We start from the raw sequence: 20,976 nt of genomic DNA, 5'->3' as shown, positions 1-20,976 counted from the left end.
ACTCGGCCGGGACGACACGCCGAGAGAGGTCAGCTCAGCGCCACATTCACCGAGGATTCCGGCAGCTCCGCGTTGAAGCAGCGCTGATAGAATTCGGCAACCAGGGGACGCTCGAGCTCGTCACACTTGTTGAGGAAGGTGACGCGGAACGCGAAGCCGATATCGCCGAAGATGTCGGCGTTCTCGGCCCAGGTGATCACCGTGCGCGGGCTCATCACCGTCGACAGGTCGCCGTTGGCGAAGGCGTTGCGGGTGAGATCGGCGAGACGCACCATCTTGTTGACGATGTCGCGGCCCTCGCTGGTGCGATAGTGCTTGGCCTTGGCCAGCACGATCTCCACTTCCTCGTCATGGCTGAGATAGTTCAGCGTGGTGACGATCGACCAGCGGTCCATCTGGCCCTGGTTGATCTGCTGGGTGCCGTGATAGAGGCCCGAGGTGTCGCCGAGGCCGACCGTGTTGGCGGTCGCGAACAGGCGGAACGACGGGTGCGGCTTGATCACCTTGTTCTGGTCGAGCAGCGTCAGGCGGCCCGAGACTTCGAGCACACGCTGGATCACGAACATCACGTCCGGGCGGCCGGCATCGTATTCGTCGAACACCAGCGCGACGTTGTGCTGCAGCGCCCACGGCAAAATGCCGTCGCGGAATTCGGTGACCTGCTTGCCGTCGCGGACCACGATCGAGTCCTTGCCGACGAGGTCGATGCGGCTGATATGGCTATCGAGATTGACGCGCACGCAGGGCCAGTTCAGGCGCGCCGCGACCTGCTCGATATGGGTGGATTTGCCGGTGCCGTGATAGCCGGTCACCATCACGCGGCGGTTGCGGGCGAAACCGGCGAGAATGGCGAGCGTTGTGGCACGGTCGAAGCGGTAATCAGGATCAACATCGGGCACGTGAGGATCGACTTCGGAATAGGCCGGCACTTCGAGATCGCTGTCGATCCCGAACACCTGGCGCACCGACACCTTCATGTCGGGCAAACCGGAAACTTCCTGAACTTTGGACATGGCGGCGGTCGTCATCAATCCTCCGAGGTCCCGGGCGGTCCCGAAACCGGTTATTCGCACGTTGGCTGCGGCTGGGTGCTGAAAATCAACCTATCAGAGACAACGGGCTGGCAGAAGCCCGCCCCCCAATCAAAGTTCCGTTGTCTTTTCATTGAGATAGGTAAGGAACGCGATTTTTGGAAGGCTGCCCTGCAAATCACGCTCGAATTTGGCGCCCTGAGGCACGATCGGCTGGCGCGAATGGCACTTTTACCGTCGCTCCTTACTTATGTAGGGTCTGAAGCCCCATGCCCGCCGCCAACATAGAGACGACGTGACGTCCTTTCTCGATCCCCTCATATCTTTCGTTTCGGCCCATGCGTGGCTGGCCTATCTGACCCTGTTCCTGGCAGCGCTTCTCGAGGCCGTTCCAGTGGTGGGATCGGTGATCCCCGGCTCGACCCTCATCCTGGCGCTGAGCGCCCTGATTCCGGGCGGGGAACTGAAGCTCCAATGGGTGCTGCTGGCCGCCGCGCTCGGCGCGGTGCTGGGTGACGGCTCGGCCTACTGGATCGGGCACCGCCAGCAGCGCGAAATCCTCAACACCTGGCCGCTGACCAATTATCCGCGCGTGGTCGCCGAGAGCGAGAGCTTCTTCAACCGCTTCGGCACCTGGGCCGTGTTTTTCGCCCGCTTCGTGCCGCCGATCCGCGCCTTCGTGCCCGTGACCGCCGGGGCGCTCGGGATGGTGCCGGCGCGGTTCTATGCGATCAATATCCCGGCGATTTTGGTCTGGGCGCCCGCGCATGTGCTGCCAGGGGTGCTGGCGGTGTCAGCGCTGCATGAATATGCCGGGCTGCCGCATCATGCGCACGTCGGCAAGCACATCTGGATGCTGACCGTGGTCGGCGTCGCGATCATCGGCGCCCTGGGCGTCTGGTACTATCGCCGTCGGCAGAATGGCGTCGTCGCGGAAGCAAAGCCGCGAGTTTAGACCCTGCGGAGCCACGCGCTTGCTTGCCTTACGCCGTTCACCGCGCTTGTTGCCGCTAGCGCAAGGGGACCGCTTCGGGCGACACCGCGACCGAGCCAAGCGGCACATCCAATGAATAGATGAACCCACCGGGTTCGTAGGCAAGGTGCACCCGACCGGTCAGCTGCTGGCCGAGAGACTCCATCATTCGGGTGCCGAAGCTTCGCCGGGTTGGAGGCTCGACGGCCGGACCGCCTCTTTCCATCCACACCAGCCGGAGTCTCTGCTTCGGCTCGTCTATCGTCCACGCAATTTCGACGCGGCCCGTAGGAATCGACAACGCCCCGAACTTGGTGGTGTTGGTGCACAGCTCGTTGACGGTCATGGCGAGCGCGATGACCGCCGCGGAGGTAATCCTGATGTCGGGTCCGTTGAAATGAAAACGCCGATCGCCCTGACCGTCATAAGGCTCTGTCGCGCTGCTCAGCGTGTGAGTAAGGCTGGCATCTGCCCAACTGACATGCATCAGCAGATCGTGCGCTCGTCCCAATGCAGTCAGCCTTCCCTCCATTGCCTTCTGTCCGTGCTCAATACTGGGGGCTGCGCGGAAGCTCTGGGACGCGATAGCGCTGACCATCGCCAGAGTATTCTTGACGCGATGGTGAAGCTCCCCGAGGATCAGCGTCTGCAATTTGTCTGCGGCTTGTCGCTGCTCTGCATCGATCCCGGCCTGGACAAGGAGGGCCTGCGCGTCAATCCCGGCCTGTTCGAGCAGCAGGCGGAGGCTGTCGTTCTCCGCGGAAAGGACGGCCTCCTGCGCGGGGCGGACCGCGGAATCAGCCGTCGCCAGGGCGTGAAGCGCCTGATCCGCCGGCCGCCAGTCGGTTGGTCCCGGAATGATCCTGAGCGCCCCCGCACCCACCATCTTCTGCAACTCGGCGATCATCTGCTCGACGCCAAGCGGTTTGCCGAAGAAGCGGCTATTCTCCGGCCTTTCCGCGTCAGATGGCCTCACCTGGCCTGAAACCAGTATGATCTTGATCGAGGGCCAGCGCTCGTGCACCGCATGCGCGAGTTTCAAGCCGTCGATGCTTCCTGGCATCTGGATATCGGTGAATAGCAGCGAGATGTCCGAGCGGGACTCGAGAATCGATATCGCCTCGTCGGCGTTGACGGCCTCGACTGGATGAAAGCCGGCATCCTCCACGATGTCGACGGCGCGCATGCGCAGGACCATTTCGTCCTCGACGACAAGCACGTTCGGCACCGAATCTGGATCTGTTGACATGGACGGCCTCACTCTTTCGAAAGCAGCTGGATCGGTCAGAAAGATTGTTCGCGGACGGCGAAAGGGAGCTACCCAGAAGGGACTTGCCCAGAAGGGACTTGCCCAACCACTCAGCCGCTCGACGCGGTTCGTGATTACTGCGTCTGTCGCATGAGATGACGGGCATTGGCGGCTTCCGTCAGCGCGTCGCCTCCGATCAACGGACGGAGGGGATCCGGCCTATCGCCGGGCGGTCACAAGACGAGCTTCCACGATTTTTCCGCCCGAGCCCATGTCTTGCAAACAAGAGGCGGAGAAATTGGGCCAGGTCTGTGTGGAGCAATGCGAAGCTGCTGCCCGGACTTCAAGCCGGTCCCCCTTGGCCATCGCGACGACCTCACTCGATTGCACCTGGGGGGTAAAACCCGGGAGGGCGATAACCAAAGCTCCGAGGAGCGAGAACATCGCCGCCGCCGAGAGTAATCTGACCATTTTGGGCTGCTGACTTTTTGATCTTCGGTCCCGCCACTTTCGGGGACCACTTTGACAACAACCAAAATGGCAAATGGTTCCACGAGAACAACTTGTATTTGTACAGCTATTGGAATAGTGCCGTTGCCTTGGCGAGTGAACCGGCGTGGCGCTCCTCAGCTCTTGAACGCGCTAGCCGTCCCTCTCCGCCCCGGCGCCGGGCCCACATAGCGCGCCCGCGGCCTGATCAGCTTGCCGAACAGCAATTGCTCGCCCGCATGCGCAATCCAACCGACGCTGCGGGCCATCGCGAACAAAGCGAGCTCGCTGCCCGCCGGTAGCGCAGCGCGTGCACGAGCACTGCGAGCGCGTAGTCGATATTAATGAGCTCGCCGGTCGCCTCGACGATCCGCTCGGGGACTTCCCGTGTCTACGTGCCCAAGAGCAAGATCGTCGAGGTCGAGATGAGCACCGAGGATGCCGCGACGCTGATCATGCCGGCCGACGTGGTGCAACCGGGTTCTACGCGGTGAACATTCCGGCGATCGTAGTCTGGGCGCCCGCGCATGTCCTGCCGGGCGTGCTGGCGGTGTCGGCCCTACGTGAATATGCCAAGTTGCATCATCACGGGCATGTCGGCAAACACATTTGGATGCTGACGGTGGTTACCGTGGCGATCATCGGTGGGCTCGGCGTCTAGTACTATCGCCGCCGACAGAACGGCAGTGCCGCGGCGGCGAAGCTGCAGACCTAGCGCGGGCGGCTCGCCCCATTCCTAGGGCTTATTGAGCAACACCCACAGCCGCGCGATTTTTCCGCCTTGGATTTCGGCAACATCGGCGCCCGTCACCGCGACCGGGCCGTGCTCCGGTCCGGCCTGCCAGGCCAGGTGCGCCAGACCATGATGCCCGACCGCGACGCCATCCGGCACGAATCTGAACGTTGGCCCAAACTGCGCCAGAAGCTTGCCGGCGACGCTTGATATGTCTGCCCGTCCTCGGACGATATTCGTCGGCTCGTACATGACGGGCTTCTCAACGAACAACTCGGCGATGGCGGCTCGCCGCTTGTCATCGTCCCGCTCGTTGAACACACGCTCCAGATTTGAGCGAAGCAGGTGGTCGTAATCAAAATCGGTGGTCATTTCGTAGCCTTTCGTAATTCCATCTTGCCCACAGCCGGTACAACGCCATCATTCGAACTTGACCAGATTCAGCGCTGGAAGCGGGCCTCCGGGAAACTGGGTCAACCTGCCGCCGATCGCGAGCGAACCAAGATCGATGCCGAAGAGTCCGAGCTGGTCGATCAGCGCACCGACAGCCGCCTTCGCGCCAGCATCATCGCCCGAGTAGAACAGCACGCGCTTGCCGCCGTCGCTCGCCGGGTCAGTTGCCAGCAGTTGCGACAGCAGATGATTGAATGCCTTCACCACCCGCGCACCGGGCACCAGATCGGCGAAGATTTCTGACGAGAGCCGGCCACCGAGCTCAGCCGGCTTGAACAGCGGCGCCTCGATCGGATTATTGGCATCAACCACGATGCGGCCGTCGAATGGGGGCAGGCCGGCAAGCGCGTCGGGCAGCTTCGACCAGTTGACCGCGACGAACACGATATCCTTGGCGGCAGCCTCCTCGCGGGTGCCGGCGGTCACGAGCGGGCCCAACTCGGCCACGGTCGTCGCCAAACTCTCCGGGCCGCGGCTGTTGGAGAGGGTCACTGCGATCCCCTTGGCCGAAAAGGCCTGAGCGATGGCGCGGCCGATATTGCCGGCGCCGATGATGCCAATGCTGGACATGAAAATTACTCCTGAGCTGTACGGCGATCAGCGGTGCGCTGATCGGTGGCTCAGAGGTGCCCCAAATATTCCCCTTTGATTAGCCGGGAATTTATCGTAAGATTTTCAATGATTGCTTGAGAATAGATCGTTGGAAACTCTGGCGAACCTCGAATCCTTCCTCCGCAGCGCCGAATGCCGCAGCTTTTCCGAGGCCGCCCGGCGTCTCTCGGTGACCCCGGCCGCCGTGAGCCGCAACGTCGCCATGCTGGAGCGCAATCTCGGCGTCCGGCTGTTTCATCGTTCGACGCGGAAGCTGACGCTGACAGAGGCAGGCGAGACGTTTCGCTCGGCGATCGCCGACAATCTGGAGGGCCTTCAGGCAGCCATTGCAGGGATATCGACCGGAAACGAAGAGCCTGCTGGACGCCTCAAAGTGAGCCTTCCGCCGAGCTTCGGCGCAGCTCATATCCTTCCGCTGCTTCCCGCTTTCCTCGCGCGGTATCCGCAGGTCCGCCCCGAATGGCATTTCGAGAATCGCCAGGTCGATCTGATCGGCGAGGGCTACGACGCGGCGATTGGAGGCGGATTCGAGTTGTCGCCGGGTCTTGTGAGCCGAACGCTCGCGCCGGCGCACGTCGTCGCCGTGGCGTCCCCGGCCTACATGTCCGGGAGAGTACCTCCGACCAGGCCGGACGAATTAGCTGCTCTCAACGGCATCGTGATGCGCTCGTTGCAAACCGGGCGCATCCGGCACTGGATGATGCGCGATGTTTCAGGACGCGAGGCTCAGGGATCGTTGTCCGAATCCATCGTCGTCAACGATCCCGCGGCGATGCGTGAGGCGGCGTTGTTGGGCCTCGGGGTTGCCATGCTCGCGACTGCCGACGTCCTGCCCGCGCTCGAAGATGGTTCGCTGATACGTCTCGTGCCACGCTGGTACAGCGACGCTGGCGCGATCTCGATTTACTATGCGTCGCGTAAGCTGGTGCCCGCGAAGACAAGAGCCTTCGTGGACTGGGTGATGGACGCGTTCAGGAAGAACAGGCTTGCTGAGCGCTTCGCTGGAAGTCTGAGCTGATGGCACGTATGTGCGCGCGCTTGCTCAGACTTTCTAGCCTGCGCTTGCTGCCCTCCGCCCCGGCGCTGGCCCCACATACCTTGCCCGCGGCCTGATCAGCTTGCCGAACTGCAATTGCTCGCTCGCATGCGCAATCCAGCCGACGCTGCGGGCCATCGCGAACAAAGCAAGCTCGCTGCCCGCCGGCAGGCGCAGTGCGTGCACGAGCACCGCGAGCGCGTAGTCGATGTTTACGAGCTCGCCGGTCGCCTCGACGATCCGCTCCGGGACTTCCCGTGTGAACTTTCGCGGTGCGCCGGCGCGCGAGAGCGCGTTGAGCAACGACTGCGCGCGCGGGTCGCCGCGCTTGTAGACGCCATGGCCGAAGCCGGCGAAGTGCTCGCCGAGCGCGACGCGCTCGCGCACCAGCGGCTCGACGTCGCGATCAATCAGCGTCTTGACGAGCTGCGAGGCCAGCACGCCGGCACCACCGTGCTTGGGGCCTTTCAGCGCCGCTAGCCCTGCGATGACGGAATCATAGAGGTTGAGGCCGGTCGAGGCCGCGCAGCGCGCGGTGAAAGTCGAGGCATTCAATTCGTGATCGGCGAGCAGCACCAGTGCGCGGCGGATGAGATCGGCGGCATGCTTGTTGTCGGGCGCCCAGGCCGTTGCGATCTGCTGGTGCAGCGGCTCGGCCGACGGCGCGGCGTTGAGCATGGTCGCCACCAGCAGCCGGACGATGCGTCCGCCGACCAGCGCGCGGCCGTCGTGCGCGCGGGTGAAGGCGCGGGGATCGGCGCTCGCGGCAAGCGCCAGCACGGCGATGGCGCGGTCGATTGGCGCGGCGCGGCGCGCGGCTTCCGCGATCGCGCGCATCTCGTCGGGGATTTCGGGCTGATTGTCCGGCGCGAAGGGATCGACGCCGGAGACGTCCCAGAGCAGCGTCGCGGTGTGCTCCAGCGTGTCGTCCTCGGCGAGATCGACGCAGTTGACGCCGCGGTAGATCGCGCCGTCCTCGGTGATGGTCGATATCTCCGTGTCCATCACCGGCAGGTCGGCATCGAAGCTGCGCAGGCCGCGCGGCTCCGGCGACGGCACCCGGCGCTCCTTCAGCGCGCGGACGTCCTCGGCGCGGTAGCGGTTCTTGCGCGAGTCCGGCGTCGGCTCGGAGCGGATCAGGCCGCGGCTGACATAGGCGTAGAGGGTCGCCGGCGAGATCGCGAGCTCGGCCGCGGCTTCCCGGGCGGAGAGGTAGAGCTCACTGGAATTTTTCATATTGATTTATGTAATCAAGATTGATCAATCTGTCGAGAGGCTTGAATTTCACGTCCTGCAAAGGAGATTTGGGCCATGAACATCCACCTCACCAAAAGCCAGACCGGGCTGGACGGCGTTTCCGCGGCCGAGACCGTGCTCAGCCATGTCGATGGCGAGCGCGGCGAGCTGATCATCGCCGGCGAGCATGTCGGGCGCCTCGCCGCCACATCGAGCTTCGAGGGCGTCACTGCCCGGCTCTGGAACGGCGCCAGCAAGACCACGCTCAGCGAAGCCGATGTGCGGGCCAGCCTGGGCGCAGCTCGCGCGCGCGCCTTCGCGCTCCTGCCGGAGCTGCTGGCGGCGACCGGCAGCATGGGCATCGTCGACGGGTTTCGCGCAGCGGTCGCCGGACTTCGCGCCGAGCACGGCCTTGCGCACGAAGCGACCATCGTCGGCGCGTTTCCGGTGATCGCGGGCGCGCTGGTCCGCCGCGCCAGGGGTCTTGATCCGGTCGCGCCCGATCCGAGCGCAAGCCACGCCGCCGATACGCTTCGGATGCTGCATGGGCGCGCGCCTGAAACGCGCGAGGTCACCGCGCTCGACGCCTATCTCGTCACCGCCAGCGACCACGGCATGAACGCCTCGACCTTCACCGCGCGCGTGGTGGCCTCGACGCAGGCCGATCTGTTTGCCGTCGTGACCGCAGGCTACTGCGCGCTCACGGGGCCGCTGCATGGCGGCGCACCGGAGCCGGTGCTGGAAATGCTCGACGCCATCGGCTCGCGCGAGCGCATCCAGCCCTGGGTGGATGCGGCGCTGGCTCGCGGCGAGCGGATGATGGGCTTTGGCCATCGCGTCTACCGCGTGCGCGATCCGCGCGCCGATGTGCTCAAGACCGCGATCGAGGCGCTCGCCTCTGATGGAGCCGACCTGCCTTTCGCCGGCGAGGTCGAGGCCTATATCCGCAGCGCGCTGCGAAGGAAGAATCCGGAACGGCCGCTGGAGACCAATGTGGAATTCTTCACCGCGATCCTGCTCGACGCGCTGGCCATTCCAAGGCAGGCCTTCACGCCGATCTTCGCGGTGGCCCGCGCCGCCGGTTGGACCGCCCATGCGCGCGAGCAGCAGCGGACGGGACGATTGATCCGTCCGAGCTCGTCGTATGTGGGGGCGATGCCTGCAGATTGAATGCGAGCGGCCTATCCGCGCCCGTCGGCGCTGAATCTGGTTCGGCAATTCGCCATGCGACCCAGCGACCCAGCGACCCAGCGACAAGCCGGAACAAAAGCGCCGGCCACGCATTCAATCTCGCCCCTACGAAGGTCATCGGGGGCGAACAAGAAAAGGAATGATAATGAAAAAGCTCTCCTACGCCCTCGCTGCAGGAATGCTGCTCGCTCTATCCTCACTCGCAGCACCCGCCAATGCGCTGCCGGCTCACCCTATCTCCAGCGCATCGGTTTCCGGGGACGTCGTGAACGCACGCTATCATTACGTTCCGCGGAGAGTCTGCACCGTACGCACCGTCGTCACGCGCGGCTATCATGGACGCCGCGTCGTCAAGCGCGTCCGCGTCTGTCGGGCAAGGTAACTTTGAAAGTGCCGTCCGCTTACGAGCGGGCGGCATCCAATCGCCGCGCGGTGAGGCCTCAGGCCTCCCGCACCACCGTCTTCAGATAATTATACGCCTTGATGATCTCGATCAGGCGGTCTTCGGTGGAGCGGTCGCCGCCATTGGCGTCGGGGTGATGCTGCTTCACCAGCGCCTTGTACTTGGACTTGACGTCGGCGAGCGTGGCGCTGGGTCCGAGGCCCATGACTTGGAGCGCCTTGCGCTCGGCGTTCATGATCTTGCGGGTTTCGACCTTGGGCTGGGCCTCCGGACCCTTCCGCCAGCCGGTGCGGCCGTTGAGCTCGGCGAACATGCTGAACGGATCGAAGGCGCCATCGATCTCGGCCTCCGCGCCTTTCTTGACGCCGCCATTGGCGCCCATCTTCCAGGTCGGACGGTGGCCGGTCAGCGCATCCTTCTGGTAGCGCGCGACGGCGTCGGCATTCATACCGGAGAAGAAATTGTAGTTCTGGTTGTACTCGCGCACGTGGTTCAGGCAGAAATGCCAGTACTCGCGCGAATTCTCGCGGCCCTTGGGCGCGCGGTGGGCGCCCTTGTTCTGACACCCGGTCCATTCGCAATTGACCACGGTGTCGCGCGGCTTCACTTCCGCCTGCTTGCCTTTCGGCTTGACGCGGATGGAGTCGAAGAACTTTGATGAATCGATCGGCATGACCAACTTTGACTACGCAATGCAAAAACCTTCAAGTCTTGACATTGCAATTAGCTGAGCACCCCGGGCATTGACGGGGGGCGATGACGCGCACGAAAGGCACTCATGGTTATGAAAGACACTATCAGCAACAAGTTGCGGGAAGCTTTCAAGCCGGAAAGCCTCGAGGTCGTCGACGAGTCACATTTGCATGAGGGCCACGCCGGCCATCGGCCGAGCGGCGAGACGCACTTTCGCGTGTATATCGTGTCTGCAGCCTTCAAAGGGAAGAGCCGGGTCGATCGCCACCGCATGATAAATTCGGCCCTGGCCGCGGAACTCTCCGGCAGCGTGCATGCGCTCGCGATCCATGCGCAGGCGCCGGGGGAAGGCGGGACTTAGCTCACCCTCCCCCTCCGCGGGAGGGTAAGAGTCAAAACGACGTCCCGGCCCGCTTTGGCCTGGCCCCTTCCGTCTCCGCCTCGCGCGGCACCGGTGAAATACGGAGCGCGGTGATGCGGTTGCGTTCGCGGCGCAGGACGCGGAAGCGGAAGCCGTGGAAGGTGAAGCTCTGGCCGCGATCGGGGATCGAGCGCGCCTCGTGAATGACGAGGCCGGCAACCGTGGTTGCCTCTTCGTCGGGCAGGTGCCAGTCCATGGCGCGGTTGAGATCGCGGATCGGCACCGAGCCGTCGACCACGACCGAGCCATCCGGCTGGGCGCGCACGCCCGCGACCACGACGTCGTGCTCATCGGAGATGTCGCCGACGATCTCCTCCAGGATGTCTTCCAGCGTCACCAGACCTTCCACCTCGCCGTACTCGTCGACGACGAGCGCGAAATGGGTCTTCCGGCGGCGGAACGCCTTCAGCTGCTCGGACACCGGGCGCATCTCCGGCACGAACCAGGGCGGCAGCGCGATGGTGGAGACGTCGATGCGCGAGGTGTCGCCGTCGGCGGCGCGGATTGCGCGCAAGAGATCCTTGGCGTGGAGCACGCCGATGATGTTTTCCGGCTTCTCGCGCCAGAGCGGGATGCGGGTGTATTCGGTCGCCAGCACCTCGCGCACCAGCTCCTCCGCCGGCAGGTCGGCGTTGATCATCATCATCTCGGTGCGATGGATCATGACGTCGGAGACCTGGAGCTCGCGCAGGTCCAGCAGGCCGCCGAGCATGTCGCGGTCCACCTTCTCGACCTTGCCCTCGTGATGCAGCAGATCGACCGCGCCGCGGAGGCGCTCGGTCGGCGACAGGATCGCCTGGTGCTCGCCGGCGAGGCCGAACAGCCGCATCAACACGCGCACGATGACTTCGACGATCTTGAGCAGCGGGCCCAGCACGTACATCGTCAGCCGCATCGGCCGTGCGACCGCGAGCGCCATGCGGTCCGGCGCGTTGATGGCGATGGTCTTGGGCAGCACCTCCGCGAAGATCACGACCAGGGCCGTCATCAGGCCGGTGGCATAGAGCACGCCGACATCGCCGAACCAGGCCGTGAAGATCGAGGTCGCAAGCGCGGAAGCGCTGATATTGGCGATGTTGTTGCCGAGCAGCAGCGCGCCGATCAGGCGTTCGCGCATGTCGAGCAGCTGCGAGACCACGTCGGCATCGCGATTACCCTGCTTGGACAGCCGCAGCATGCTGGCGCGCGAGGCGCCGGTCAGCGCAGTTTCGCTCGCGGCAAAGAAGCCCGAGACCAGCAGGCAGAGAATGACGATGGTGAAGCCGAGCCAGTCCATGCAGCGCTCTAGTTACTCTTGACGCGTTTTCCTGGCGCGAACCGGTACCACTTCGCTCGAAAACGCTTTGGCAAAATTCGGTTCAGCCGCGCGTCATGCCTTTTGCGCAAGCTTCTCTTGCAGGAAATCGCGCACCGGCGCCGGCTCGACATCCTTCGCGATAACGGCGCGGCCCACGGCCTCCAGCAGGATGAAGGTGAGCTTGCCACGCTTGACCTTCTTGTCCTGCGCCATCAGCGCCATCAGCGCGTCGGCATCGGCGAGACCCTCCTGCGTGAAGCCGGCGATGTCCTGCAGGCGCGTCGGCAGGCCCGCCTCGATGAGGTGACGTTCGACGCGCGCCGCATCGGCTTCGCCGATCATGCCGAGCCTGGCCGAGAACTGCGCCGCCAGCGTCATGCCGATGGCGACGCCCTCGCCGTGGAACAGACGATCGGAGAAACCGGTCGCGGCCTCCAGCGCGTGGCCAAAGGTGTGACCGAGATTTAGCAGCGCGCGCTCGCCGGTCTCGCGCTCGTCGCGCGAGACCACGCCGGCCTTGGCGCGGCAGGAGGTCGCGATCGCATGCTCGCGGCCGGGACCACCCTTGAAGATGTCGGTGTGGTTCTTTTCCAGCCAGGCGAAGAAGGCCTCATCCCCAAGCACGCCGTATTTGGCGACCTCGGCATAGCCGGCGCGGAACTGCCGCGGCGACAGCGTATCGAGCACGGCCGTGTCGGCGATCACCAGCACCGGCTGATGGAAGGCACCGAGCAGGTTCTTGCCCTGCGGCGAGTTGATGCCGGTCTTGCCGCCGACGGAGGAATCGACCTGCGCCAGCAGCGAGGTCGGCACCTGCACGAAATCGACGCCGCGGCGCAGGATCGCGGCTGCAAAGCCGGCGAGATCGCCGACCACACCGCCGCCGAGCGCGATGACGAGATCATTGCGCTCGATCCTGGCGGCGATCAGGGCCTCGCCGACCTTTTCCAGACCGGCGTAGGTCTTGGAGATCTCGCCTTCCTCGACGACGATGCGCGAGGTCGGGATACCGCTTGCTGCGAGCGACGCTTCGGCGGGCTCGAGCCAGTGCTTTGCGACGGTCCGGTCCGTCACGATCGCGGTGCGCACGCCGGGGTGTAAACGCGCGACCCGTTCGCCAAGCGAGGCCAGCACGCCGCGGCCGATGACGATGTCATAGGCGCGGTCGCCGAGCGCAACGTCGACGTTGACGGGGTCGGAATGTTTCAAGGGGGCAGTCATCGTACGGCACTCGCGACGTCGGCAGGTGGTTGGGCGGCCTGCTCGCCGCACAGATGAGCCCGCAGCGTCTCGATGCACTCCTCGACGATCTTGTCGTGCGGCACGTCGCGCGAGGCGATGGTGAGGTCGGCCTTGGCATAGACCGGCTCGCGCTCGGTGAGCAGGCGCGTGACGGTTCCTTCGGGATCGGCGGTCTGCAGCAGCGGGCGGTCGGCGCGGCGGCGCACGCGGCGCATGATGACGTCGTGATCGGCCTTGAGCCAGATCGAGACCGCCTTCGCCGCGATGCGGCTGCGCGTCTCCTCGCGCATGAAGGCACCGCCGCCGGTCGCCAGCACGATCGGCTCGCTGTCAAGCAGGCGCGCAATCACCCGGGCCTCGCCGTCGCGGAAATGCGGCTCGCCGTGGTGCTCAAAGATCTCAGGTATGGTCATGCCGGCCGCCGTCTCGATCTCGGTGTCGGCATCGACGAAGGGAAGCTTGAGCCTGAGAGCCAGGCGGCGGCCGATGGTGGATTTTCCCACCCCCATCATGCCGACGAGCACGATCGAGCGCGACCCGAGCGCCGACAGGATGTCGGCCTCAGGCGAAGCTTGGATCGGCAACGCGGCGTCGGACATGAAACTCGCTCTGGATCTTGCTCAACCTGCCGCCAAAGGCGGCATCCTTTCGCCACCTATACGACCCCGCAGGGGGCCTCGCCAGAGGACTCTTGCCACGAAACGGCGAACATGTTGGATGATTTCATTGGTTTATTTGCCCGCCAAGAGCCCTACCGAGACCCTGCACGATGCCCAGCCTGTTCCGCTTCCTGACGGTCGTCGCCGTGATCGCCGGCATCGTCTATGGCGTGGTCTTCGCGCTGGCGAACTTCGTCAGCCCGAAGTCGCGGGAAATGACGGTGACAATCCCGCCGGATAAGTTTCTCAAGAAATAGGGACTAGCTTCCTGGGCATGCGTGCAAAGCCCTCAGATGCAAAACTCACCGGCCTGTTCCTCGACATGCTCGCGGCGGAACAGGGCGCCGGGCCCAATACGCTCGATGCCTATCGCCGCGACCTCACCGATTTCTCCGAGTTTCTCGGCCGCACCGGACATACATTTGCGGATGCGGAGACGCAGACGCTGCGCGACTATCTCGCCGATCTCGACACGCGCGGATTCAAATCCACCAGCGTCGCGCGGCGCCTGTCGGCGATGCGGCATCTCTACCGCTTTCTCCTCAACGAACGCATTCGCAATGAGGATCCCGCCGCGATCCTGTCGGGCCCCAAGCGCGGCCGCGGCCTGCCAAAAGTGCTGTCGATCGCGGATGTCGACCGTATGCTCCGCCGCGCCAAGGAATTGAGCGAGGCGGCGGAGGCCTCGCCGGCACAGCGGCTACGCGCTTTGCGGCTCTATTGCCTGCTCGAGGTGCTCTACGCCACGGGCCTGCGCGTCTCCGAGCTGGTGGCGCTGCCACGAACGGCGGCCAAGCGCGATGCCCGCATGATCGTGGTGCGCGGCAAGGGCGACAAGGAACGCCTGGTGCCGCTCAACGAGGCCTCGCGGCAGGCGATGGCGGATTATCTCAGCGCAACGGAAGCGGCAAAAGCCGACAAGAAGAACAGCCTCGCCGCCTCGAAATGGCTGTTTCCCTCCTTCGGCGAGAGCGGACACCTGACGCGGCAGCATTTCGCCCGCGACCTCAAGGAGCTTGCGGTCGCCTCCGGGCTACAGGCCCGGCTGGTGTCCCCGCACGTGCTGCGCCACGCCTTCGCCAGCCACCTCCTGCACAACGGCGCCGATCTGCGCATCGTGCAGACCCTGCTCGGCCATACCGACATCTCGACCACGCAGATCTACACCCATGTGGTCGAGGAGCGGCTCAAGAGCCTAGTGCGCGACCTGCACCCGCTGGCGGAGAAGTAGCCGTCGTCCCTGCGAAAGCAGGGACCCATACCGCGTGATTTATCGGCGAGGGAAGGTGTTGGTCGTGCGGGAGGAACGCATCACTGCCAGTCTTCGCCAAACTTCTCCCTGTGGTTATGGGTCCCCGCGTTCGCGGGGACGACAGGCAGAGGCGGAAACCGCCTTGACTTCGGCCACATCTCCGCAGAAAGAGCCGTGGCCTCCCGCATGATTTGGCCCGCTCACGAACCGCCCACAAGCCAACTCATTGAAGAAGCTACACTTCTTTCCGCGACCCCAACCTCGCTTCGCTCTCTCGCCCCGTCCCCCTATATTGAGTTGATGCCAGACCAGATGCGCAGCTATCTCGACTTCGAAAAGCCCGTCGCCGAGCTCGATTCCAGGCTCGACGAACTGCGCGCGTTAGCTGCCTCCGGCAGCGACATCGGCGAGGAGATCGGGCGGATCGAGGACAAGGCGGCGCAGGCGCTGGCCGACCTCTATACCAACCTGACGCCATGGCAGAAGACGCTGGTGGCGCGGCATCCGCAGCGGCCGCATTTCAACGATTTCATCAAGGGCCTGATCACCGAATTCACCCCGCTCGCCGGCGATCGCAAGTTCGGCGAGGACGAGGCGCTGGTCGCCGGCTTCGGCCGCTTCCGCGGCGAGGCGATCTGCGTGATGGGCCAGGAAAAGGGCGATTCCACCGAGAGCCGCATCAAGCACAATTTCGGCATGGCGCGGCCCGAGGGCTATCGCAAATGCGTGCGGCTGATGGAAATGGCCGAGCGGTTCGGCTTGCCGGTACTGTCGCTGGCCGATTCCGCCGGCGCCTATCCCGGCATCGGCGCGGAGGAGCGCGGCCAGGCCGAGGCGATCGCGCGCTCGACCGATGCCTGCATGGCGCTGACCGTGCCGAACATCGCCATCATCACCGGTGAGGGCATGTCGGGCGGCGCCATCGCGATCACCACCGCCAACAGGGTCCTGATGCTGGAGCACGCGATCTACAGCGTGATTTCGCCGGAGGCGGCCTCCTCGATCCTGTGGCGCGACGGCAGCAAGGCGCAGGAAGCCGCCAACAACATGAAGATCACCGCCCAGGACATGCTCCGGTTCGGGGTGATCGACAGCATCCTGAAAGAACCGGTCGGCGGCGCCCACCGCGACCCCGCCGCCATGATCGCCACCACGGGCGACGCCATCGCCAAGGCTTTCGACGAGCTCCGTGGCCTCGACGGCGACGCCATCCGCAAGCAGCGGCGGCAGAAATTCCTTGATATCGGCCGGAAACTGGGCTGATTCGGACGGTTTTGGTGCGGTAGGGACGGTGCGCTCCCTCCCCCACCTGCGGGGGAGGGTTGGGGAGAGGGTATTTCCTCACGCGATATTCCCGATGCGGCGCGAGCCCTCTCCCGGCCTCCCCCGCAAGCGGGGGAGGCGAAGAGCCACCCCGGTAACCCCGCGTTAACCCTTTTTTTGCCCAAATCAGCGATCTCAGTTCGGTTAGGGCCCATAGGCCCAAGTAAAGCCTGAAGTCGCGTCCATTTAGTCTCTGTTGACCATGTGACTGGGCCAACGGGCTCGTGATCCCCGTTCGGGTTGCGACCACATGACCCAGAGGTTAGAATTTTAATCAATGGCTTCAGGGCATAAGCGCTGGAGCGTGGTCTGAAAAACCCGCCGCTGCGGGTCCGGATGTCCGGTCGGTCCATGCTTCGAATTGGGGTTCGCGCTGCTTGCCCGGGACGGTGTGGGGTCCATCTTGATTTCTCGTTCGCTTGCTCGCGCGCTCTTGGCTTCGGTTGCGCTGATGACGGCCAGTGTTCTGCTGGCCGGCTGCGACACCGACCAGGTTTCGCTCGCGACCAACGCCAAGGCCAACCAGCCGGTGCCGCCAAAACTTCTCGCAGCGATGGTCGAGAAGGACATGGATCTACAATCGCCGATCCTGGTGCGCCTGTTCAAGCAGGAGGCCGAGCTCGAGGTCTGGAAGCAGGCCCGCAACGGCCAATTCGCGCTGCTCAAGACCTATCCGATCTGCCGATGGTCGGGCGATCTCGGACCGAAGGTGCGCGAGGGCGACCGCCAGGCGCCGGAGGGATTCTACTCGATCAATCCGAGCCAGATGAATCCGCAGTCGGCCTATTATCTCTCGTTCAACACCGGCTATCCGAACGCGTTCGACAAGGCCCTGGGCCGCACCGGTTCGCAGCTGATGGTGCACGGCGATTGTTCGTCGCGCGGTTGCTACGCGATGACCGACGAGCAGATCGCGGAAATCTATTCGCTCGGCCGCGAGTCGTTCTTCGGCGGCCAGAAGGCGTTCCAGCTCCAGGCCTATCCGTTCAAGATGACGCCGGTGAACATGGCCAAGCACCGGAACAATCCGAACATGCCGTTCTGGAAGATGATCAAGGAAGGCTATGATCATTTCGAGGTGACGCGGCAGGAGCCGAAGGTCGATTTCTGCGAGCGCAAATACGTATTCGACGCAGCCAAGGCGCCCGACGCCAAGCGCGATCCCGTGTTCGACGCCTCCGCGAAGTGCCCGGCCTATGTGATCCCCGAGGAAATCGCCAGCGCCGTGCGCGAGAAGGATGCGCGCGACCAGGCCGAATACGCCAAGCTGGTCTCGCGCGGCACGCCGGTGGCGCGCATGAACACCGGCATCGACGGCGGCATGAACAAGATCTTCGCCGCCAAGATCCCCGAAGGATCGACCGGCCTGTCCGAGGGCGCCGAAGGCACGACCTTGCAGATGCTGGCGATGGCGAAGGCGCCGGGCACAATCCCGGGACATGTCAATCCGCCGAAGCCGAATCTCGACGCGGTCACGACCTCGCCCCAGGACGAGCCTGTCGTCGCCGTCAGCGCCCCCGCCAACACGCGCGTCGCGGCAGCCGCGCCGACCGAGAAATCCGGCTTCTTCTCGAGCCTCGGCCGCAAGATGGGCATGGGCTCTGCCGAGACCACGGCGACCACACCGCCGCCGCAAGCCACCGCGTCCGTCGCTCCGGCCACCGCGTCGACGACGCCAACCACCGCAGCGTCGAGGCTGAAGGCCGCGGTGACCCGGTTCGTACCGGGGCATGACAAGTCCAAGGACGCCGCAAAGGATGCGCCGAAGCCGGCCGTTGCAGCGAAGCCGGTCGAGCCGACGAAGCCCGATACGCGGCTTGCCGCGACGCGTCCCGCGCTGAAGCCGTCGGTGTCGGATGGCACCGGTGAAGCAACCCAGATCATGGGCGCCGCGCCGGTGGTGCAGTCGAACTCGTTCGACAGCCGGTTTGGGGCGGTGAAGTAGGCGGCGGCGACTTTCGCTCTCGCCCTGCCCTCAGCTGTCATCGCCCGCGAAAGCGGACGATCCAGTACTCAGAAACGGTTGTGATTGAACCGATAGGCCGCGACGTACTGGATGCCCCGCCTTCGCGGGGCATGACAGTCGAGATCGGAGTAAGGCCGGCGCGCTTCAGCCGCGCCGCATCTTACGGCGCCAGATACCGCACCAGCTCCGGATTGTCCCTCACCTCGCCCGCCTGCCCCTGCAGCGCGACCCGTCCGCGGTCCAGCACGTAGGCGTAGTCGGCGACGCGCAGCGCGAGGTCGAGGTGCTGTTCGACGATGATGACGGAGATCTCCTTGGCGAGTTCGATCAGGCGCTCGGTGATTTCCTCGATCACGCCGATCCAGACGCCTTCGGTCGGCTCGTCGAGCAGCAACAATTTGGGATCGCCCAGCATGGCGCGGCCGATGGCGAGCATCTTGCGTTCGCCGCCGGAGAGCGTGCCGGCGGGCTGGTCGAGGCGCTGGCCGAGTTTCGGGAAGATGGACAGCACGTGGTCGACAGCGTCGGCCTTCTTGCTCGCGAGCGAGCCGACCGCGAGATTGTCGCGCACCGACAGGCGCGCGAACACCGAATGCTCCTGCGGCACGTAGCCGATGCCGGCGCGGACGCGCTCCTGGGTGGCGCGGCGGCTGATGTCGCGGCCGTCGAAGCCGATCTCGCCCTTCCATGCCGGCAACTCGCCGACGATGGTCTTCATCAGCGTGGTCTTGCCGGCGCCGTTGCGGCCGAGCACGGCGACGCCGCCGCGCCAGGGAATGCCGAGGTTGACGTCGAACAGGACCTGGCTGCGGCCATAGCCGGCGTCGAGATGCTTGATGTCCAAAAATTCAGGCACGGCGCAGATAAATCTCCTGGACGGCTTTGTTGGCCTGGATCTCGGACACGGTGCCCGATGCCAGCACCTTGCCCTGGTCGAGCACGGTGAGGCGATCGCAGATGTCGCGGATGAAATCGAGGTCGTGCTCGACGATGACGAGCGAACAGTGCTGCTTGATCGGCTGGAGCAACTCGCCGGTGACGCGGCGCTCCTCCAGGCTCATGCCCCCGGTCGGCTCGTCCAGCAGCAGAAGCTTCGGCTTGCCGGCGAGCGCCATCGCGATCTCCAGCCATTGCTGCTGGCCGTGCGACAGCGCCGCCGCTGCGTCGAAGGCGCGATCGGCGAGGCGGAATTGCGTCAGCATGGTCATGACCTGATCGTGCAGCGCTGCGCGGGTGCGCGAGAACACGAGGTCGAGCAGCGAGGACTGCGCCTGCAGCGCGAGCAGGATGTTGTCGTACAGCGTCAAGGTCGGCAGCACGCTGGTGATCTGGAATTTCAGGCTCATGCCGGCCCGCGCACGCTCGGTCGGCGTGAACGTGGTGATGTCGGTGTTGACGAAGGAGACCTTGCCTTGCGTCGGCACCTCGGCGCCGGCGATGCACTTCATCAGCGTGCTCTTGCCGGAGCCGTTCGGGCCGATCAGCCCGTGGAACTCGTTCTCGCCGACGGTGAGCGCGGCGCCGTCGAGCGCGGTGAGCTTGCCGAAGATCTTCTTGATGCCGGCGGCTTCAAGGAGCGGCATTGCGCTTCTCCTTTTTGGCCGTCTTGGGTGTCGCACCGAAGCTGCCGACCCGCTCGCGCTCGCCGAGCACGAAACTGATCAGGCCGAGCGGGCGGAACAGGATCACGAGCAGCAGCAGCAGACCCAGGATGATCGGCCAGATGTCGCGGTAATTGTCCGAGAGCCAGAAGCTGACGCCTTCGACGATGATGGCGCCGATGACGGCGCCGATCAGCGTGCCGGAGCCGCCGAAAAGCACATAGAGCACCACCTGGGTCGAGACCACGACGCCGACCATGTTGGGCCAGACGAAACCTTCGTGGAAGGCATAGAGGCTGCCGGCAAGGCCGGCGACGGCGCCCCCAATCGTGAAGATGATCGCCTTCAGGTGCTGGACCTTGTAGCCGAAGAAGGCGATGCGCTGCTCGTTCTCGCGCAGGCCTGCGAGCGCGAGGCCAAACTGCGAGCGCACCAGGAAGCGGCACAGCAGGTAGACCACGACGAGAATGCCGAGCACGAGATAATAGAAAGCAGGGCCTTCGGTGAATTCGTAACCGCCGAGCGTCATCGGCGCGATCGAAGGAATGCCGTTCTGGCCGCCGAGATAGTACCAGCCGCGCGCGAGGCGGTCGGCGGCGTAGGAGCCGGTGAGCGTGCCGAGCGACACGAAGATCACGCTAGAGGGATGCCGGCCGAGCAGCAGGAAGCCGCCGAGCAGCAGCGAGAAGGCGAGTCCGATCAGCGTGCCCGCCGGCAGCACCAGGAAGATGTTGGTGATGTCGAGGTCACGCGCGAGCAGCGCGACGCCATAGCCGGCCGAGCCGAAGAACAGGGCCTGACCGAAGCTCATGATGCCGGCATAGCCCCAGACCAGGTCGAACGACAGCGCGAACAGCGCGAGGATGATCACGCGCGTCGCGAACACCGTGAGATAGTCCTGCAGAACCAGCGGCGCGAGCAGCGCCGCGACGAGCACGACGCCCTCGACGATCGGCAGGATCTTTCGTCCCGCCGCCGCCTGTCCTGCCGTGCCGCCGTTACTCATTGCGACGCCCGCCTCCCCGCCGATCCCGGCGGGGACCGCCTGCTCCACTACGCCCATCGATTTCGGCATTTCACGTTGAGACATCTCTGGATTGGGTTCACTTTGGTCGG

20 protein-coding genes and 3 pseudogenes are annotated in these 20,976 nt (G+C 64.7%); 10 read left to right on the top strand and 13 right to left on the bottom strand.

What is annotated here, in order from left to right; genetic code table 11:
• Window positions 1–29: 29 nt before the first annotated feature.
• Window positions 30–1,028 carry a cobaltochelatase subunit CobS gene (gene cobS, locus FNV92_RS03005; RefSeq protein WP_014439259.1) on the bottom strand — a complete coding sequence of 333 codons (999 nt, stop codon included), beginning with the start codon at window positions 1,026–1,028 and terminating at the stop codon, window positions 30–32.
• A 298-nt stretch (window positions 1,029–1,326) separates the two neighbouring features.
• Between cobS and FNV92_RS03000 the strand changes: the two genes are divergently transcribed.
• Window positions 1,327–1,986, top strand: a complete 660-nt coding sequence (locus FNV92_RS03000; protein WP_143842323.1) for a DedA family protein — start codon at window positions 1,327–1,329, stop codon at window positions 1,984–1,986.
• 55 nt (window positions 1,987–2,041) lie between these two features.
• On the opposite strand, the gene FNV92_RS02995 is transcribed toward FNV92_RS03000, so the two are convergent.
• On the bottom strand, window positions 2,042–3,253 hold the full coding sequence (locus FNV92_RS02995; RefSeq protein WP_143842324.1) for a sensor histidine kinase: 1,212 nt from the start codon (window positions 3,251–3,253) through the stop codon (window positions 2,042–2,044).
• A 626-nt stretch (window positions 3,254–3,879) separates the two neighbouring features.
• A pseudogene (locus FNV92_RS02990) lies at window positions 3,880–4,133 on the bottom strand (citrate/2-methylcitrate synthase); the annotation flags it as partial.
• Between the two features lies 1 nt (window position 4,134).
• On the opposite strand from FNV92_RS02990, the pseudogene FNV92_RS34680 reads away from it, so the two are divergent.
• Together FNV92_RS34680 and FNV92_RS02980 are read left to right on the top strand one after the other, a co-directional pair.
• Window positions 4,135–4,227, top strand: a pseudogene (locus tag FNV92_RS34680) (DUF502 domain-containing protein); the annotation flags it as partial.
• Window positions 4,224–4,403: pseudogene (locus tag FNV92_RS02980) on the top strand (DedA family protein); the annotation flags it as partial. The pseudogenes FNV92_RS34680 and FNV92_RS02980, both read left to right, overlap by 4 nt.
• Window positions 4,404–4,478: 75 nt before the next feature.
• Here FNV92_RS02980 and FNV92_RS02975 read toward each other — a convergent pair.
• Both FNV92_RS02975 and FNV92_RS02970 read right to left on the bottom strand, forming a co-directional pair.
• The gene (locus tag FNV92_RS02975; RefSeq protein WP_143842325.1) at window positions 4,479–4,847 is read right to left on the bottom strand and encodes a nuclear transport factor 2 family protein; all 369 of its coding nucleotides are present in this window, start codon (window positions 4,845–4,847) and stop codon (window positions 4,479–4,481) included.
• Between the two features lie 48 nt (window positions 4,848–4,895).
• Window positions 4,896–5,498 (bottom strand): NADPH-dependent F420 reductase, encoded by a 603-nt coding sequence (locus FNV92_RS02970; protein ID WP_143842326.1) that lies wholly within the window; start codon window positions 5,496–5,498, stop codon window positions 4,896–4,898.
• Between the two features lie 130 nt (window positions 5,499–5,628).
• On the opposite strand from FNV92_RS02970, the gene FNV92_RS02965 reads away from it, so the two are divergent.
• A complete protein-coding gene (locus tag FNV92_RS02965; protein WP_143842327.1) occupies window positions 5,629–6,558 on the top strand; it encodes a LysR family transcriptional regulator in 930 nt (309 codons plus the stop codon).
• A gap of 33 nt (window positions 6,559–6,591) precedes the next feature.
• Here the strand turns inward: FNV92_RS02965 and FNV92_RS02960 are convergent, their stop codons facing one another.
• On the bottom strand, window positions 6,592–7,812 hold the full coding sequence (locus FNV92_RS02960; RefSeq protein ID WP_143842328.1) for a citrate synthase family protein: 1,221 nt from the start codon (window positions 7,810–7,812) through the stop codon (window positions 6,592–6,594).
• A 75-nt stretch (window positions 7,813–7,887) separates the two neighbouring features.
• Between FNV92_RS02960 and FNV92_RS02955 the strand changes: the two genes are divergently transcribed.
• On the top strand, window positions 7,888–8,982 hold the full coding sequence (locus tag FNV92_RS02955; protein ID WP_143842329.1) for a citrate synthase/methylcitrate synthase: 1,095 nt from the start codon (window positions 7,888–7,890) through the stop codon (window positions 8,980–8,982).
• 461 nt (window positions 8,983–9,443) lie between these two features.
• Here the strand turns inward: FNV92_RS02955 and FNV92_RS02950 are convergent, their stop codons facing one another.
• Complete coding sequence (locus tag FNV92_RS02950) at window positions 9,444–10,079, bottom strand: J domain-containing protein (protein ID WP_014439248.1); 636 nt, start codon at window positions 10,077–10,079, stop codon at window positions 9,444–9,446.
• Between the two features lie 105 nt (window positions 10,080–10,184).
• Between FNV92_RS02950 and FNV92_RS02945 the strand changes: the two genes are divergently transcribed.
• On the top strand, window positions 10,185–10,460 hold the full coding sequence (locus FNV92_RS02945; protein ID WP_014439247.1) for a BolA family protein: 276 nt from the start codon (window positions 10,185–10,187) through the stop codon (window positions 10,458–10,460).
• Between the two features lie 31 nt (window positions 10,461–10,491).
• Here FNV92_RS02945 and FNV92_RS02940 read toward each other — a convergent pair whose 3' ends face one another.
• The 3 genes from FNV92_RS02940 to FNV92_RS02930 all read right to left on the bottom strand — a co-directional run bounded on the left by FNV92_RS02940 (window position 10,492) and on the right by FNV92_RS02930 (window position 13,658).
• Window positions 10,492–11,796 carry an HlyC/CorC family transporter gene (locus FNV92_RS02940; protein ID WP_143842331.1) on the bottom strand — a complete coding sequence of 435 codons (1,305 nt, stop codon included), beginning with the start codon at window positions 11,794–11,796 and terminating at the stop codon, window positions 10,492–10,494.
• A 93-nt stretch (window positions 11,797–11,889) separates the two neighbouring features.
• Window positions 11,890–13,038 (bottom strand): 3-dehydroquinate synthase, encoded by a 1,149-nt coding sequence (gene aroB, locus FNV92_RS02935; RefSeq protein ID WP_143842332.1) that lies wholly within the window; start codon window positions 13,036–13,038, stop codon window positions 11,890–11,892.
• On the bottom strand, window positions 13,035–13,658 hold the full coding sequence (locus FNV92_RS02930) for a shikimate kinase (RefSeq protein WP_143842333.1): 624 nt from the start codon (window positions 13,656–13,658) through the stop codon (window positions 13,035–13,037). The genes aroB and FNV92_RS02930 overlap by 4 nt, the downstream gene beginning before the upstream one ends.
• 170 nt (window positions 13,659–13,828) lie before the next feature.
• Between FNV92_RS02930 and FNV92_RS02925 the strand changes: the two genes are divergently transcribed.
• The 4 genes from FNV92_RS02925 (at window position 13,829) to FNV92_RS02910 (ending at window position 18,238) form a co-directional block, all read left to right on the top strand.
• Window positions 13,829–13,975, top strand: coding sequence for a hypothetical protein (locus tag FNV92_RS02925; RefSeq protein WP_014439243.1), 147 nt, complete (start codon window positions 13,829–13,831; stop codon window positions 13,973–13,975).
• Between the two features lie 17 nt (window positions 13,976–13,992).
• Complete coding sequence (gene xerD, locus FNV92_RS02920) at window positions 13,993–14,949, top strand: site-specific tyrosine recombinase XerD (protein ID WP_143842334.1); 957 nt, start codon at window positions 13,993–13,995, stop codon at window positions 14,947–14,949.
• Window positions 14,950–15,270: 321 nt separating this feature from the next.
• A complete protein-coding gene (locus tag FNV92_RS02915; protein WP_143842335.1) occupies window positions 15,271–16,233 on the top strand; it encodes an acetyl-CoA carboxylase carboxyltransferase subunit alpha in 963 nt (320 codons plus the stop codon).
• A gap of 511 nt (window positions 16,234–16,744) precedes the next feature.
• On the top strand, window positions 16,745–18,238 hold the full coding sequence (locus tag FNV92_RS02910) for a L,D-transpeptidase family protein (protein WP_244623776.1): 1,494 nt from the start codon (window positions 16,745–16,747) through the stop codon (window positions 18,236–18,238).
• 181 nt (window positions 18,239–18,419) lie between these two features.
• Here the strand turns inward: FNV92_RS02910 and FNV92_RS02905 are convergent, their stop codons facing one another.
• Genes FNV92_RS02905 through FNV92_RS02895 form a run of 3 tightly spaced genes read right to left on the bottom strand, consistent with a single transcriptional unit; the run spans window position 18,420 to window position 20,935 of the window.
• On the bottom strand, window positions 18,420–19,115 hold the full coding sequence (locus tag FNV92_RS02905) for a branched-chain amino acid ABC transporter ATP-binding protein (RefSeq protein WP_143842337.1): 696 nt from the start codon (window positions 19,113–19,115) through the stop codon (window positions 18,420–18,422).
• Complete coding sequence (locus FNV92_RS02900; protein WP_014439238.1) at window positions 19,108–19,842, bottom strand: ABC transporter ATP-binding protein; 735 nt, start codon at window positions 19,840–19,842, stop codon at window positions 19,108–19,110. Before FNV92_RS02900 ends, FNV92_RS02905 begins: the two co-directional genes overlap by 8 nt.
• Window positions 19,829–20,935: a branched-chain amino acid ABC transporter permease gene (locus FNV92_RS02895; protein WP_143846105.1), complete on the bottom strand. Its 1,107-nt coding sequence runs from the start codon at window positions 20,933–20,935 to the stop codon at window positions 19,829–19,831. The genes FNV92_RS02900 and FNV92_RS02895 overlap by 14 nt, the downstream gene beginning before the upstream one ends.
• Window positions 20,936–20,976: the final 41 nt, after the last annotated feature.

The organism is Bradyrhizobium cosmicum, from assembly GCF_007290395.2.
GTDB lineage: Bacteria > Pseudomonadota > Alphaproteobacteria > Rhizobiales > Xanthobacteraceae > Bradyrhizobium > Bradyrhizobium cosmicum.
The sequence above is the reverse complement of the archived record's forward strand: the minus strand, read 5'-3'. Positions and strand labels throughout refer to the sequence as shown.